Origin of the sequence: Agrobacterium vitis (assembly GCF_014926405.1) — a bacterium.
GTDB classification, from domain to species: Bacteria; Pseudomonadota; Alphaproteobacteria; order Rhizobiales; family Rhizobiaceae; genus Allorhizobium; species Allorhizobium vitis_H.
On record NZ_JACXXJ020000004.1, the window covers coordinates 295892 to 311645 of the forward strand.

The following is a 15754-nucleotide window of genomic DNA, read 5'->3' on the forward strand; positions in this document are numbered from 1 at the left end:
TTCCTTTTGAAAGCCTGCCATGCGTGTTGAAAGTCTGTGATGCGTGCCTGGGTAATCGGTAATGTCGCAATCGATGAAATCATGTCCGTACCGACCATGCCAGAGGCCGGCGCGTCGATTTTTGGCCAGCAGCAAAGCACGGATCTGGGTGGCAAAGGCGCCAACCAGGCGATTGTTCTGGGCCGCGCCGGTTTGGACACCACGCTGATTGCCGCTGTCGGCAACGACCTTCGCGCCTCGATGATCCGGCAGAGCCTGTCTCTGGAGCCGATCGATACCCGCTTGATCGAGCTTGTCGATAAAGCCAGCGATATCTCGATGATCTTCACCACGCCGGATGGCGAAAATGCCATTGTCACCACAATAGACTGCGCCACCAGCGTCCGGCCTGGGCATGTTACCAGTGCCTTACAGGCGGCAAAACCCGGCGATCTGGCCATTCTCCAAGGCAATCTCACCGATGACACCACGGCTGCCCTCCTACACGAGGCCAAACGCCGTGGCATGATCACCGCCTTTAACCCATCACCGCTGCGGCCCGGCTTTGCCGCCCATTGGTCGCTGATCGACATTGCCTTTCTGAACCAGGGCGAAGCCGATAAGCTGACAGGTGAAAGCGGCGAAGCCGCCACCCAATGCTTGCGTGATGCCGGTGTCGGTACCGTCATCATCACCCTTGGCGGCAAGGGTGCAATCTTGGCGGATCGCACCGGCACCACCACAATCCCAGCCATTCCATCCGTTGCTGTTGACACCACCGGGGCTGGCGACACGTTCATGGCGGTTGCGCTGGCATCCAGCAGTTTGCGCCATGTCATGCCCGATGGCCTGGCGCTGCACCACGCAGCACAGGCCGCCAGCATCACCGTCAGTCGCCGGGGAACCCGGTCTGCGTTTCCATCACAGACCGAGTTGGCAGCTATCTTCGCCACTTGAGAACATCACCGCGCTTGCGTCATCCAGCCCAGAATGTTCTTCCACAGCTTGCCATAGCCTTCCCATTCACAAAATGCAGGCGACAGCCAATGAGGGCCGATATCCGAGGTCCAGGCCACAGTGCGACCCTTGCCAAACGTGCCTGTGACCAGTAGCGGATGGCTGCCCTGATCCTTCGGCAGACGCACGATGACCTCCGCACCCTCGCGCACCTCAACCTCGTTGACACCGAGCAGCAGCGGCCATTCGCCGGTCAAGCCAGCAACAGTGGGGTGATCCGGCTTGATCACATCGGCGGTTGAGCCTTCGGGGATTTCCACCCGGTCATCATAGGGCAGGCAGGTGACGGGCAGAACATCTTCCACCGGCGTGCGACGCCAGCGGGCCTTGCCATCAATGCCCTGGAACGAGAAATAACCGCCGACCATCAGCAGGTTGCCGCCCTTTTCCACCCAGGCCTTGATCAGCTTCAGGCGGTTAGGAACGGTTTTGGAATGCAGCCACACGGCAGGCGGCAGCAGTAGGGAATTCGCCCCGATGTCGGAGAGGATAATGGCATCATAGGCATCGAGACCGGCCATCTCGAAGGGAAATTTTTCCACGGCTTCATGGGCAGGCATATAGGTCAGCTCAAATTCGCTGCCCTCCAGCGCCTTCACCAGCGGCTCCGCGCCCAGATGAAAGGTGACGCTGCCGAACTGGTCAAAACCTTTGTAATGGGTGGCGGAGCTGACCCAGCTTTCACCCACGAGGAGAATTTTCTTTGTCATGATATGTGTTCCTTATCTATGCAACAGGTCTCAGGCGGCAGCCTGAAAGACCGAACGGGGATTGCCCCGCATGAGGGTGGTGACAGCGTCAGCACCGAGGCCGTGACGCTGGAGACGCGGCAAGAAATGCCGCAAAATATAGGCATAGCCATTGCCGCCATAGCGGCTGAGCATCATCTTCAAAAACACATCGTGGGAGAGCAGGATGCGGTCGAGATGGCCCATCTCCACCAGCTTGACGATGGCGCGGGCGGCATCCTCATCGCTGGGGCATTGCACCTGCTGATCGGCGTAGAAAAAATCCATGCCGATCATGTCATATTCAATGAAAGCACCCCGGCTGGCCAGTTCGCCTTGATAGGTCAGATCATCATGAGATGGGTTCATGTGGCACAGCACCGTGTGGCGCAGGTCTGCCCCTTCTTCTGCGGCAATATCCAGCACTTTGTGACCCAGCCGATACCAGCCCGGCAGATGCACCATCAGCGGCAGGCCGGTGCGTAACTGCGCCTGGGCCGCGGCCCGCAGTGACTTTTCTTCCTCAGCGGTGAAATCAGACGATACGCCAATTTCACCAATCAGGCCGATTTTGACATCGGTACTATCGACGCCGACCAGCGCTTCGTGCACGATTTCATCGGCTATGGCCTCCACCGTCATCTCCGCCACCTTGGCGGGGTGGGATGAGGCCAGATAATAGCCTGCGCCCATGACAATGTTCAGCCCAGAGGCTTTGGCAATGCGGCGCATGGCCAGAGGATTGCGGCCAATGCCCTGACAGGTTGGCTCCACCACAGTCTTGCCACCCGCTTTGGCAAAATCCATCAGCTCGGTGATCGCCAAAGGTTCATCATCCAGGGTGATATTGTGCTTGTTGACGAAGGGATCCTGGCGCAATTCGCCGAGGATTTCCATGCAGACAAAGCCTTCCGCCAGATATTGCCGCTCAGGCGTTTTGGGCTGATGCCACCAACAACGGCAATCGTTGAGGATATGCTCGTGCATCAAGGTTACGCCCATCTGGTCCACGCAGATGGGGCCAGCCACCGTCATCACTTTGCCGGAGCGGATATGAGCCTCAGAGAGTTCACTGGTCATATCTCACCCCTTCTTCGCCGCGCCGAAGCGGAAGCCTGCGGAAAAGATCCGGGTGTTCAGCCAGATCGCCACCAGAATGATCGCACCCGTGACAATCTGCGTGAAAAACGGCGAGATATGCATGAGAATGAGGCCGTTGCCGATCACCGCAATGGTCATGGTGCCCAGCAGCGTTCCCAGCATCGTGCCGCGCCCGCCTGTCAGCGACGTGCCACCCAGAACCACGGCAGCGATCACCTGCAATTCAAACCCGACGGCGGCATTGGAGGAGCCGGAGCCAAGACGGGCCGCAATCAACAGGCCAGCAAGGGCGCAAGCCACCCCGGACACCAGATAGACAGAGGCGACTATCCACTTGGCTGGCATGCCCACCCGGCGCGCCGCTTCCAGATTGGAGCCGACGGCCACCACTTGACGGCCATATTTGGTGGAGGAGACCAACACAAACCCAAAGACGGTCACGGCAATGGCAATCAAGGCCGGAACGGGAAGGCTCACGAATTCGCCACGACCCAGCGTGAAAAAACCCGGCACGTCGTTGATGGGAATGGAATAACCTTGGGTGATGTAGAGCGCCACGCCGCGCAAGATCGAAAGCCCTGCCAGCGTGACGATAAAGGCCGGAATGCCCTGATAGGCAATGAACCAACCCTGGATCAGGCCAATCACGCCGCCCAGCACCAGCATGAGCAGCACGGCCAAGGGCCATGACAGGCCGGTTGCCAGCACAATGGCCACCGTTGCATTGATCAGTGCCACCAGCGAGCCAACGGAAAGATCAATACCGCCGGTAACAATCACCAGTGTCATGGCAACGGCAACAATCAGAATGGGGGCAGCTTGTCGCACCACGTTAAGAATATTGCCCAGCGTCAAAAACGTATCGGTTGTGACGGAGAAGAACACCATGCAGGCAAAGAAGAAAATCGCAATCGACAGAACCTGAGCATTTTCGGTGATAAAGTCAGCGAAGGGCGAGCCTTTGGCCCTTTCAGTATAGGCGGTCAATGTCTTTCCCCCCCGACGATCAATTTCACCAGATCTTCAAGGTTGGTGCTGCCAATCTGGCGTTCTGCCACTTTCGTACCTTCATACATCACGGCAATACGGTCGCAGACACGAAACAGGTCTTGCAGCCGATGAGTGATCAGCACCACGGAAACACCTCTGGCCTTGACGCGGTTGATCAACGCCAGCACCGCTTCCACTTCCGCCACGGCCAGCGCCGAGGTTGGCTCATCCATGATCAGCACTTTGGGATTGAACGACGCCGCACGGGCAATGGCAATCGCCTGCCGCTGGCCGCCCGAGAGTTTCTCGACCTTGGCGGTGAGGCGCGGAATGCGGATTTCCAGCGCATCCAGCATTTTGCGGGCTTCCACCAGCATCCGGGCGCGATCCAGAAACGGACCCCTGGTCAATTCCCGGCCCAGAAACAGATTGCCAACCACATCAATATGGTCACACAGGCTCAAATCCTGAAACACCATTTCGATATTGCGTGAGCGCGCCTCGGCTGGACCGGAAAACCGCACCGCCTCGCCATCCAGCGTGATGGTGCCATCATCGGGGATGTAGGTGCCGGAGATCACTTTGGTGAGCGTTGATTTCCCCGCCGCATTGTCACCGACCAGGCCTAAGCATTCGCCGGGAAACAGATCGAGATCAACACCACGCAGCGCCTGATGCGAACCAAAGGTTTTGCGGATACCACGAAGCGAAATCCGGGGTTCACGCGCACCGCCTTCTCCGGGTTGCCGGGGGAGATCAACTCCCCCGGCTCCAGGGACAGCGGTTGGGAGCTGTCCACCGGAAATCATTTGAACACGGCCCGGTAAGGCTCAACATTGGCCTTGGTGACGATGGTGACCGGCACGGCAATGGTCTTTTCAACCTTGCCGCCGTCCGAGATGGTCTTCAGCGCTTTCACCGCCGCTTCACCCATGGCAGCAGGATCCTGCTGGATCACCGCGGCAACATAACCGGCGTCAATACCGGCAATGGCCTGAGCGGTCAGGTCCCAGCCGAACACTTTGATGCTGTCCTGCTTGCTCTGGCTTTGCACGGCGGCTACGGCACCCAGCAGCGCTGGCTCGCCCGTGGCATAGATTGCGGTCATGTCAGGGTTGCCGGTGATCAGGTTTTCAGCCGCTGCCAGCGCATTGTCCTGAACGTTCTGGCCATCAACCACACCTGCCGACGTGATGCCGGAGACGCCCTTGATCGTGTCTTCAAAGCCCTTCTGGCGGATATTCTGGATGAAGGAGTTCAGCGCGCCAACTACGCCCAGCTTGGCTTTGCCACCCATGTCCTTCTTGACGTAATCGACGAAGAATTTGCCAATATCGGCACCCGCCTTGGCGTTATCGACGCCGATCTGTGCCTTCTGGGGCCCAGCAGGCAGAATGCTGTCGATGGCGACCACCGGAATGCCTGCATCGGCGGCCTGTTTGACCGCAGGCATGATGCCGTTGACATCAATAGCGACGACGGCAATGCCGTCCACCTTCTGCTGAATATAGGTCTCGATGGCACTGTTTTGGGCCGCAGGGTCATTGTTGGCATTGAAGATTACCAGTTTTGCGCCAGCGGCATCAGCGGCCTTCTGAGCACCCTGATTGATCTGGTTGAAAAACAGTGCCTGTTGATTGATCTGCACCAGCGCAAAGGTTTTTTGCGCGGCATTGGCAATTCCTGCTGTCAGGCAAAGGCCGGTGAGGGCCGTGACAGCCAAGGCTGCATTGATGGTTCTACGTGTGAAAGTCCGGGTCATCATTCCATCCTCTGGTTAGGTTTGCCCATTGCTTTTGTTATTTCGCAGGCGGTGCAACGGAGTTCCGCACGACGATTTCCACTGGCAGCAATTCCTCCGATGCTTTCGCAGGCTGTTGCCAATCCGTATCGAGAAGCAGCGAAAGAGCGCGGCTTCCCATTCCCCGCACCGGCTGACGGATGGCCGTCAACGGCGGGGCAAAAAGATGCAAAGGTCCAACATCATCGAAGCCGATGACCGAAATCTGCTCAGGAATGGAGATCCCTTCCGCTCGCAGCACTTCAATGACGCCGATGGCGATTTCGTCGGAACTGGCGAAAATTGCGGTCGCCTCGCGGCCTCCCTCCAGAAAACGCCGCGCTGCCTGTCTGCCAAACTCGGCGGTATAATCACCGCAATAGCGCTCGATGACGGCATTCTCCCCGTGCCTGGCGCGCATGGCGGTTTCAAACCCGATAAAGCGGCGCTCGGTGCTGATCATCACATCCGGCCCGCCGATGTAGAGAACATGGCTATGGCCAAAACCGGCCAGATGTTGCCCGGCCAGTTCTCCGCCTTGATGGTTGTCACAAAACAGCTTTGGCACCGTCGCATCCGGCACGTCTTCATCGACCACAACCACTTTTCCGGTGCGATTGATGATCGCCGCCAGCTCACCCTGGTCAGGGTGATTGGTGATAAAGATCAGGCCATCCACATGGTTGCGCTCCAGCAGACTGAGATATGCCATTTCGCGGCCCGGGCGGTTTAGCGTGGCATAGAGCGACAGCGCCAAACCGCGCAGATCTGCTTCCTCTTCAACGGCGGCCACCAGAGTTGCAAAGAACGGATTGGCAATATCCGGCACCACAAGACCGATAGTTTCCGAGCGGCCACGGCTGAGACGTCTTGCATGCGGATTTGGCTGATATTTGAGCGCGACAATGGCGTCTTCAATCCGCTTGCGCGTCTCGCCGGGAAGATCGAGCGAGCCATTCAGCATGCGCGACACGGTGGTCACCGACACGCCAGCGGCGGCGGCAACATCCTTTAGCCCAGTGACCCGTTCCTTGACCATATCCACCCTGTAAAGCGGTTTAGTAAAGCGCTTTACAAAGTTCACATAACCCTGCGCTTTTTGTCAAGCAACCATAAGACTATTTTTTAGTCGGCGGCGAATGTCGCATAAAATGTAAGCGAAAATTCTCTCTAGCGTTTCAATCAACGCCCTTTTATGGCGGTAAAATCCGGGGTCGCGTCGACTTAATTTACAATCTGAGAAGGGTGGCGTCGCGTTAACCGAGCACAGCATGCGATCGTTGCTTCGGGGTGAATATCACGCTTTGATTGACAAGGCGATCTCACGCCAGGTGGTGCTGGCGTGGGCGCGGAGTTGGCGATGATCGGCGACGGTCAGGTGTTGTCGATGAAGATGGAAAAGATTGGCAATCTGGTTGTGGGCTGAGACGAAACGCTGGCATTGCCACGCCGGCTTGAACCGCGTCATGCGTCGCTCTCGTCGTCGCACGGGAAGGTGAGAATTCCCGACGCGGTTGTTGAGCCCTTTGTGTGAACGGTGCTCGATACCCGGCATGAGCTGTCGATTTGCGGCGGAGTAAGAGCCCAGCTGGCATGGTAAACTTAATGGACGCAGGGCCAGCGAAAGACGCTGTCCGCAGATATTTCTCATGCTCGGGCAATCTTCGCCCACAGGCTCATCGCCTCCGCGCGCAGTTCGCGATGATGGCCGGAGGTTATGTCGTGGCGCGGGATGTGAAACAGGTTGGCGATCGGATCGTGGATAGAGACAAATCGTTGTAGATGTCGCTGTGACTTGAAGTGCTTCATGATCCGCTCTCGTCGCCGGACTGGCTGGTGAGAATTCTCCGCCCGATTGTTCAACCCGTTGTGGGAGCGATGCTCGACACCGGGCATGAGCTCCCGCTTGGCTGCGCCGTAAGATCGCAGCTTGTCTGTAATCATCACCCGCGGCGATCGTCCCTGGCCCTTCAAGAGTTTGCGCATCAGGCGCTTGGCGGCCTTGGTATTTCGGCGGCTTTGCACGAGAACGTCCAACACGAAACCGTCCTGATCCACAGCACGCCACAGCCAATGCTTCTTGCCACGGATTGAAACAGCGGCTTCATCGAGATGCCACTTTTCCCCAAGCCGACCGGATGACCGACGACGGATCTCGTTGGCAAAGATGCGGACGCAGTGACGTGCACCCCGATTTTGGGCCACCGGGAGCTGGAATTTTCCGGGGTTAAGGCTCAGGTCGGCGTGGGTGCCGATGAGCCGTTCATGATCGAAATCGGCACCTTGTTGCCGATCGCGCTGTGTGGCCGGAACTCGTTATAGTCTCTACGCCAATCCTCCATCTTTGCCCTTGCGTCGTCAAGGCTCATAAACCAGTGGGCGTTCAGGCTATCATCCGTGCCGAGACGGAGTCAGGCCCCACTCTAGGAGATCGAATTGTAGACCGCGCCAATATTGACAGATAAGATTAGAACATTTAGTGAACATCGTATGAAAAAGTCACTCAAAGAACGCCTCGCCATCCTCTCGGATGCCGCAAAATACGATGCGTCTTGCGCCTCCAGCGGAACGACAAAGCGGAACGCAGCAGCCGCCGGCGGGCTGGGATCGACGGAGGGCTCCGGGATCTGCCATGCCTATGCGCCAGACGGGCGATGCATCTCTCTCCTTAAAATCCTGATGACGAATTTCTGTATTTACGACTGTGCGTATTGTATCAACCGGTCGTCCAGCAATGTTGAGCGGGCGCGGTTTTCGGTCGAGGACGTCATCTGGCTGACGCTCGAATTCTATCGCCGCAATTACATCGAGGGTCTCTTTCTGTCCTCTGGCATTATCCGCTCTTCCGATTACACAATGGAGGAGATGGTCCGCATCGCCCGCGAATTGCGCACGATACATAATTTTCATGGCTACATTCATCTCAAATCTATTCCCGAGGCATCGCCGCAACTGATTGAGGAAGCCGGGCTCTACGCTGATCGCCTTTCGATCAATATCGAACTACCGACCGACGCGGGCATCGGGAAATTCGCCCCGGAAAAGCGGCCGGACAATATTCGCCAGTCGATGGGCAATTTGCGCTTGAAGATTGAAGAAATGGCCGACCCGACCCTACAGACCAAACGGCGAAAGAGGTTCGCACCCGCCGGGCAAAGCACACAGATGATCGTTGGCGCCGACGCTGCCGACGATGCGACCATCCTTGGCACCAGTGCCAGGCTCTATGGGAGTTACCGCTTGAAGCGTGTCTATTATTCCGCCTTCAGCCCGATCCCGGATTCGTCAAAAAACCTTCCGCTGATCAAGCCGCCGCTGATGCGGGAGCATCGACTGTATCAGGCAGACTGGCTCTACCGTTTCTACGGATTCGACATCGCAGAGATCACGGCGGCACGGCCAGACGGCATGCTCGATCTCGACCTTGATCCGAAACTCGCCTGGGCGCTTGGCCATCGCGATCGATTTCCAGTCGACATCAATCTCGCCGACAAGGAAGCGCTTCTGCGTGTGCCTGGCTTCGGCATAAAGACCGTCACATCCATTCTCTCAACACGGCGGTTCAAGCGGCTGCGGCTCGAGGATATCGGACGTCTTGGCGTGTCCCTCAAAAAAGTCCAGCCGTTCGTCACTGCTGAGGGCTGGACGCCGCATCGCTTGATCGATCGCGCCGACTTGCGGGCGATGTTCATGCCAAAGCCCGAACAATTATCGTTATTATGACTGAGACCTGCTTTCTCGAAGGTCGCGGTGATCTGTCTGAATGGCGCGAGGCCGCGCGACAGTGCCTACAGGCTGGGATCGAACCAAAGGCAATCGACTGGCAGCTTATCGGTGATGAACAGGGCTTGTTTGGTGCTGACGCAAGCCGATCCGAAGAGGGCAGCACGCCAAGCCCGGCAGAACCCACAGGTGGCACGGCGCAGATGTCCGTGCCGGCAACCTTCCTTCGGCTCGCAGAAGCCGTTGTGTGTCATTCCGATCCCGGCCGCTTCGCCTTGCTTTATCGCCTTCTCTTTCGGTTGAGGCAGGAAAGGCACCTTCTTGAGGTGAAGACAGATGCCGATGTGGCGCTGGCGTACCGGATGCAGAAGTCAGTGGGGCGCGATTATCATAAGATGACGGCCTTCCTGCGCTTCAAGGAAGTGCCACTGCCTGTCGGTGTTGCAGGCCGGCGGCGCTTTGTCGCTTGGTTTGAGCCTGACCACTTTATCGTCGCGCGCGTCGCGCCGTTTTTCCAACGTCGGTTCAATGACATGGACTGGATTATTTTGACGCCCCACGGGTCCGCGTCCTGGGATGGCCAGACACTTCTGACGTCGACCGAACCGGCAGTAAAGCCCGATATACGCGATGAAACCGACGATCTCTGGCGCATATATTATGCATCCATCTTCAATCCCGCCCGCTTGAAGGTGAAGATGATGATGACGGAGATGCCGAAGAAATATTGGAAGAACCTGCCGGAGGCAGAGCTTATTCCCGGCCTGATTGCCGGAGCGGAAGCCAAGTTGATCGATATGGCCCACCGACAAGCCAGCGAGCCGCTCCCTTTCCATCATCGCCTCCAGGAGGCTGCTGCGCGTGTACCGGCAGCGCCAGCGGCCGAAGCGGACACGATAGATGCGCTGCGTCAGGAAGCGCGACGCTGCAATCGATGTGATCTCTCCTGCCGGGCAACACAGACCGTGTTCGGCGAAGGGCCTGTCGATGCAAAGATCATGATCGTTGGAGAGCAGCCGGGGGACCAGGAGGATCTCGCAGGCCGGCCATTCGTCGGACCAGCGGGCCGCGTGTTCGATGAGGCTCTGGCGCAGGCAGGCCTGGACCGGCGCGCGCTCTACGTCACCAACGCGGTGAAGCACTTCAAGTATGAGCCACGGGGAAAGCGCCGTATCCATCAGCGCCCGAATATTGCAGAGGTGCAGCAATGCAGATGGTGGCTCACTCAAGAGATCGATATAGTGAAACCGAAGCTGATTGTCGCCATGGGCGCAATCGCGCTGATTTCGCTCACGGATCGAAAGGACCGCTTGGAGGATGTCCGCAGCCGTCCAATTGTCATGGACGACACGCGACATCTATTCGTGACCGTTCATCCGTCCTACCTGCTGCGTATTCCGGACGAGATCAAGAGAAACGAAGAACTCGCGCGCTTTCGAGAAGATATAAGCCAGATCGGTAGACTTGTTTGTTGATTTTCACTGAGAACTGACCCGGTAGCACAAGATAGGGGGTGCGGACGAAAACTTGGACCACCAAGGAGGTAGTTCATGTATTCCTACGCAGACAGACTTCGAGCTGTTGAGCTCTATATCCGACTTGGCAAGCGACTTAACGCGACCATTCGCCAGCTGGGATATCCCACCAAGAATGCCCTGAGGGGCTGGTACCGCGAGTACGTACAGCATCTCGACCTGCGTACTCAGCCGGTAGCTCGACCGCCAAAGTTTTCCGAGGCTCAGAGGCAGGCTGCCCTTGAGCATTACCGCACCCATGATCGTTGCATCTCTTCGACGATGAGGGCGGCTCGGCTATCCCGGTCGAGGAACTCTAACCGGATGGGTTCGTGAGGCGTTTCCGGAGGCGCGGACCGATGGTCGGTCGATCGTGGCACCCTGGCTATTGCGAAGAGGTCCGGCAAGCGGGGGTCATCGGATTATGCAGTGGAGATGAAAGCACTCAACAGGTCGCTGACCGACTGGGCGTCTCAAGGCGGACATTGTATAGCTGGAAAGACCAGCTTCTCGGTCATGAGGCTTCTTCATCCATGAAACGCCGCAAAGCCAACTCCAAAGCGCCAGAACGTGAGGAACTCGAGCGACAGCTTGAAGCCCTCCAGCGTGATGTCCGCCAGTTGCAACTCGAGCATGATCTCCTGAAGAAGGCCAACGAACTCCTAACAAAAGACCTGGGCGTCGATCTGCAGGTCCTGAGTAATCGGGAGAAGACACAACTGATTGACGCCCTTAAGGAAGTTTATCGCTTGCCAGAGCTGCTTGCCCAGCTTCGGATTGCCCGCAGTTCCTATTTCTACCATCGCGCCCGCATGTGTCTGGCAGACAAGTATGCCGCCGTCCGCCACAGCCTAGCGGAGATCTTTGAAGCGAACCGTCGTTGCTACGGTTATCGACGACTGCAGGCGCCGCTGGCCAGACAGAGCGTGATAATCTCGGAAAGGTTGTCCAGCGCTTGATGAAGCAGGAGCAGTTGGTCGTTGCCAGGCCGCATCGACGGCGGTTTGGATCCTATCTGGGAGAGATCAGTCCAGCGCCCGAGAACCTGATCAATCGCGACTTCCATGCAGAAGCGCCGAACGTGAAGTGGCTGACAGACATCACCAAGTTCCAGATCCCAGCTGGCAAAGTCTACCTTTCGCCCATCATCGACTGCTTTGACGGCATGGTCATCAGCTGGTCGATCGGAACGCAACCAGATGCGGGTCTCGTCAACACCATGCTGGATGCAGCCATCGGAACCGTCGCCAACGGCGAGGAACGGCCAATCATCCATTCTGATAGTCATATGATTGATACCAGTTTTCAGGTGGTTTGACTCAAACACCGTTCGACCATTCTCTGGGCTGGTGCCGCAAGGCTTCCCGGTATGATCTGACCCTCACTCCGATCGACCCAATATGTGTCTTTCCGCGGACCTGTCGATCATCCGGGAACGCCCTGCGGTGAGGCCTTGCCTCAAAGGTGCTGCTGTGACCCAAGAAGGGCATGACCATCCGGTCCCATGACTGTCCTGTCCCGGCATCCTTCAGGCAAATAATTCTCATGCCGCAGGAGAGGATAATTAGATGGCTGAACACCGAGCAGAAACTCACGTCATTGGTGGCGTCGATACACACAAGGACTTGCATGTCGCGGCAGTCGTTGATCATCGCGACCGCGTTCTCGGTACCGAGAGCTTCCCGACAACCCGACACGGCTATCGCTTGATGCTGGCTTGGATGCGATCGTTCGGGGATCTCCAGCGGGTCGGGATCGAATGCTCTGGCAGCTACGGCGCGGGGTTGCTGCGCTACATGCAAACCGCAGGTGTCGAGATTCTGGAGGTCACCGCACCTGACAAACTCGACCGCCGCCGGCGCGGCAAGAATGACAACTTCGACGCAGAAAGTGCGGCCCACGCAGCCTTTGCGAGACGGCACACCGTAACGCCACGCAGCAGGGACGGCATGGTAGAAAGTTTACGCATCCTAAGGGTTTGCCGCAAAACCGCTATTCAGGCGCGCCGTATTGCCCTGCAGATGATCCAGATGACCATCGTCTGCGCACCGGACAAAATCCGCGATCCGCTGCGCAGCATGACGCGGATGCAATTGATCCGTACGCTCGCAGCCGGCAGACCTGACCTCACTGCGTATCGCCAGGTCGAGGAAGCCTACCGCATCTCTCTCAAGTCTCTGGCGCGGCGTTATCTCGAACTCCATGACGAGATCGCCGATCTCGACGACATGATTGAGGCCATCGTCAAGGATCTCGCTCCTGAACTACTTGCTCAAACCGCAATCGGCGTGAACAGTGCGGCGCAGTTGCTTCTCACGGCGGGCGATAACTCCGACCGGTTGAAGTCCGAGGCGAGCTTCGCCGCATTGTGCGGCGTCAGCCCCGTCCCCGCTTCTTCCGGAAAAACGGTTCGGCACAGGTTGAACAGGGGTGGGGATCGCGCAGCAAACAGTGCCATCCACATCATCGCCATTGGGAGGCTTCGATTGGATGCACGCACGCAGGACTACGTCGCCCGACGGATCGCAGCCGGAAAATCGAAGCTCGAGGCAATTCGCTGCCTCAAACGCTACATCGCCCGCGAAGTCTTCGCCATCATCATGCGGCGGCACAGGGAAATCAACCAAAGCCAAATCGCGGCTTGACTCTTAGAAGGGCGTCCGCGGAGCCCATTATCGATGGCCCGGCTGGTTAACCCGTATCAGCGAAGCAAGACTGGTTCGCTCGATGTCCCGAAAGGGTTGCTCGCAAGACAACGCCGCGTGCGAAGGGTTCTTCGGTCGGTTGAAAACCGAGCTCTTCTATCCACGAGACTGGAAGGCCATCACAATCGAACAGTTCGTGGCTGAGGTGGATGCCTATATCCGATGGTACAATGAGAAGCGTATCAAGATATCGCTGGGATCGCTCAGCCCGGTCGAATATCGTAAAAGCCTCGGCCTGAGCATTTAAAACACTCCAAGTTTTTATCCGCACCCCCGCCCGACGAGAGAGCGGTATTGCCGAACATATCGAATGTGAAGGGATCGTTTCATCTGCTTTCCCTCGCTTTTTATCACTGCAAACAGCTTATGAAGCATCGCAGAAGCGGGCAGTATTCGTTACGAGGGGGAAGCTTTAGCGCCTCTAAACCAGAGCGCTGTTGTTTTCGGCTTTGTCGCAAAATTTCGGCTTAGTTTGCTGCCTCGATGATCATGAGGTAGATGCGGTCTGAAGAAAGCAGACAGGTAGATTTGAGCGGTCATGGTCGATTTCAAAGGCAGTCACTGGCAGACGGGCTTTGGTTGAAACCGCGATGGATCGATACAAAGGCGTTATTGGGCTGTGTTTGCGTGCCCGGTCATTCTTTGCTCAACAGACAGAGGCTGTGATCGCCATCGCGGTATGCTGCTTGGTCGGGCAAAAAATCTTGGCAGCGCTGATCCAGCGTTATGGCATCTACAACCGCTAAGCTGGCCGCGGTGCCATCAAGGGATTGCTGTTACGCGGACCGCACAATCTTCGGGATATTCTGGCAACGCCTATCCTCAAACAGACCGGCTCCTACCAGCAGGACAGCTATGCCAGTCAGAACACATCGGATGAATAGCTGATCCGCATCTGCCTGGATGTCAGTCGTCTTCGCCTTGAACGGATACGAGCCGTCACCTTTGTTCGCCAGATTCCCTAAATTATAAGGCGACGACAAGGTTACCACATAATATCTTGTATTTTGTAATATTACGTGGTTTTATGCGGATATGGATATCATAGACCGCAAAATAGTCAGTCTTCTTGCCGAAGACGCCCGCCGCTCGCTTGCCGATATTGGCAATATCGTTGAGCTTTCCGCGTCGGCCGTGAACGAGCGCATCAGACGCCTGACCGCGAGTGGGGCGATCCGCCGTGTCACCGTTGATGCCGATCCATCCGCATTCGATTTGCCGGTGATCGCCTTCGTGTGGATCGCCTTGGCGGCGGATGCGGACGAGGCCAGCTTTCGTACCTATGCTGCGTCCCAGTCCGCTATTGCGGAATGTCACCACGTGACGGGGCAATGGTCCTATCTCATCAAGGTTCATGTCGCGTCGCTGGCGGAAATCGAAGCCTTTCTGGCGGGAATGAAACAGAACAGATTCCTTGCACGTAGCGAGACAATCATTGCTCTCTCATCCGTGGTGCCAGGACCATTCATGCCGAAGGGAAGTTTGGACTGATGGAGCTGACATTCATTTTGAAAAGCATTGTGCTTGGCCTTGCTGTCGCAGCTCCGCTCGGCCCCATCGGCGCCTTGTGCATCAACCGGACCCTTGAACGTGGGTTCTGGGCCGGGGTGGCGGGCGGCTTTGGGACTGCTCTGGCGGATGCCGTCTACGCCAGTCTCGCCGCGCTTGGCTTTTCCGCTTTCGCGGCGACCCTTGCGACAATCGATACGCCGCTCAAAATCATCGGTGGACTTTTCATGGTGTGGCTCGGCTGGAAAAGCCTGAAGCCCAAACCTCTCGCGGACGCGGCCAAGGTCGGAGCGCGCGATCTTTTCGGTACCATCGCTGCAACCTTTTTCCTGACAATCACCAACCCTGTCACCATTCTGTCCTTTGCTGCAATTTTTGCCGGTCTTGGCCTTGCTGACGCATCGGGGGCGACAAATGCGTTTTTCGTGGTCGCAGGCGTTTTCCTCGGCTCGTTGCTGTGGTGGTTCCTATTGAGTGGCGGCATTGCATTGGCGCGACAGCGTCTTCCCTCGAGTTTTGTCCGCTGGGTGTCCCGTTTGTCCGGACTGATACTGATCTCGTTCGGGCTTTTTGCCCTCGGTTCAATCGCTTGGGCATGATCGCTCGATGAAGATGCACGGCGTTATCTATTGGTGTCCGTCAACACATTCACCGGAGCTGACGGTAAAGATAAGACGACTGAACTTTGATTGACACAGATGCGCGATC

12 protein-coding genes and 6 pseudogenes are annotated in these 15754 nt (G+C 57.2%); 9 read left to right on the top strand and 9 right to left on the bottom strand.

Annotation, left to right across the window (positions count from 1 at the left end):
* Positions 1–39: 39 nt before the first annotated feature.
* Positions 40–936: a ribokinase gene (locus IEI95_RS09880; RefSeq protein ID WP_156534804.1), complete on the top strand. Its 897-nt coding sequence runs from the start codon at positions 40–42 to the stop codon at positions 934–936.
* A 5-nt stretch (positions 937–941) separates the two neighbouring features.
* Here IEI95_RS09880 and IEI95_RS09885 read toward each other — a convergent pair whose 3' ends face one another.
* From IEI95_RS09885 to IEI95_RS09925, 9 genes and pseudogenes are all read right to left on the bottom strand, one after another.
* A complete protein-coding gene (locus IEI95_RS09885; protein WP_156534802.1) occupies positions 942–1706 on the bottom strand; it encodes a glutamine amidotransferase in 765 nt (254 codons plus the stop codon).
* Positions 1707–1736: 30 nt separating this feature from the next.
* On the bottom strand, positions 1737–2804 hold the full coding sequence (locus tag IEI95_RS09890; RefSeq protein ID WP_156534800.1) for a phosphotriesterase family protein: 1068 nt from the start codon (positions 2802–2804) through the stop codon (positions 1737–1739).
* A 3-nt stretch (positions 2805–2807) separates the two neighbouring features.
* Complete coding sequence (locus tag IEI95_RS09895) at positions 2808–3812, bottom strand: ABC transporter permease (RefSeq protein ID WP_156534798.1); 1005 nt, start codon at positions 3810–3812, stop codon at positions 2808–2810.
* The gene (locus IEI95_RS09900; RefSeq protein WP_087730710.1) at positions 3809–4624 is read right to left on the bottom strand and encodes an ATP-binding cassette domain-containing protein; all 816 of its coding nucleotides are present in this window, start codon (positions 4622–4624) and stop codon (positions 3809–3811) included. The genes IEI95_RS09895 and IEI95_RS09900 overlap by 4 nt, the downstream gene beginning before the upstream one ends.
* Entirely contained in the window at positions 4621–5577 is a 957-nt protein-coding gene (locus IEI95_RS09905) for a substrate-binding domain-containing protein (protein ID WP_087730724.1), read from the bottom strand. Before IEI95_RS09905 ends, IEI95_RS09900 begins: the two co-directional genes overlap by 4 nt.
* A 37-nt stretch (positions 5578–5614) precedes the next feature.
* Positions 5615–6634: a LacI family DNA-binding transcriptional regulator gene (locus tag IEI95_RS09910; RefSeq protein WP_194416428.1), complete on the bottom strand. Its 1020-nt coding sequence runs from the start codon at positions 6632–6634 to the stop codon at positions 5615–5617.
* 258 nt (positions 6635–6892) lie between these two features.
* Positions 6893–7186: pseudogene (locus IEI95_RS09915) on the bottom strand (DDE-type integrase/transposase/recombinase); the annotation flags it as partial.
* Between the two features lie 56 nt (positions 7187–7242).
* A pseudogene (locus tag IEI95_RS09920) lies at positions 7243–7761 on the bottom strand (IS6 family transposase); the annotation flags it as partial.
* Between the two features lie 68 nt (positions 7762–7829).
* A pseudogene (locus tag IEI95_RS09925) lies at positions 7830–7988 on the bottom strand (integrase core domain-containing protein); the annotation flags it as partial.
* A 97-nt stretch (positions 7989–8085) separates the two neighbouring features.
* Here IEI95_RS09925 and IEI95_RS09930 point away from each other — a divergent pair.
* The 8 genes and pseudogenes from IEI95_RS09930 (at position 8086) to IEI95_RS09965 (ending at position 15645) form a co-directional block, all read left to right on the top strand.
* The gene (locus IEI95_RS09930; RefSeq protein WP_156534796.1) at positions 8086–9318 is read left to right on the top strand and encodes a putative DNA modification/repair radical SAM protein; all 1233 of its coding nucleotides are present in this window, start codon (positions 8086–8088) and stop codon (positions 9316–9318) included.
* Positions 9315–10793 (top strand): UdgX family uracil-DNA binding protein, encoded by a 1479-nt coding sequence (locus tag IEI95_RS09935; protein WP_156534794.1) that lies wholly within the window; start codon positions 9315–9317, stop codon positions 10791–10793. Before IEI95_RS09930 ends, IEI95_RS09935 begins: the two co-directional genes overlap by 4 nt.
* 75 nt (positions 10794–10868) lie before the next feature.
* A pseudogene (locus IEI95_RS09940) lies at positions 10869–12114 on the top strand (IS3 family transposase); the annotation flags it as partial.
* A 286-nt stretch (positions 12115–12400) separates the two neighbouring features.
* The gene (locus IEI95_RS09945) at positions 12401–13477 is read left to right on the top strand and encodes an IS110 family RNA-guided transposase (RefSeq protein ID WP_070167322.1); all 1077 of its coding nucleotides are present in this window, start codon (positions 12401–12403) and stop codon (positions 13475–13477) included.
* 16 nt (positions 13478–13493) lie between these two features.
* A pseudogene (locus tag IEI95_RS09950) lies at positions 13494–13784 on the top strand (IS3 family transposase); the annotation flags it as partial.
* A 316-nt stretch (positions 13785–14100) separates the two neighbouring features.
* Positions 14101–14217: pseudogene (locus IEI95_RS29780) on the top strand (IS5/IS1182 family transposase); the annotation flags it as partial.
* Between the two features lie 355 nt (positions 14218–14572).
* Entirely contained in the window at positions 14573–15028 is a 456-nt protein-coding gene (locus tag IEI95_RS09960; protein WP_156534792.1) for an Lrp/AsnC family transcriptional regulator, read from the top strand.
* Positions 15028–15645 carry a LysE family translocator gene (locus IEI95_RS09965; protein WP_156534790.1) on the top strand — a complete coding sequence of 206 codons (618 nt, stop codon included), beginning with the start codon at positions 15028–15030 and terminating at the stop codon, positions 15643–15645. The genes IEI95_RS09960 and IEI95_RS09965 overlap by 1 nt, the downstream gene beginning before the upstream one ends.
* The last annotated feature ends 109 nt before the right edge of the window (positions 15646–15754 follow it).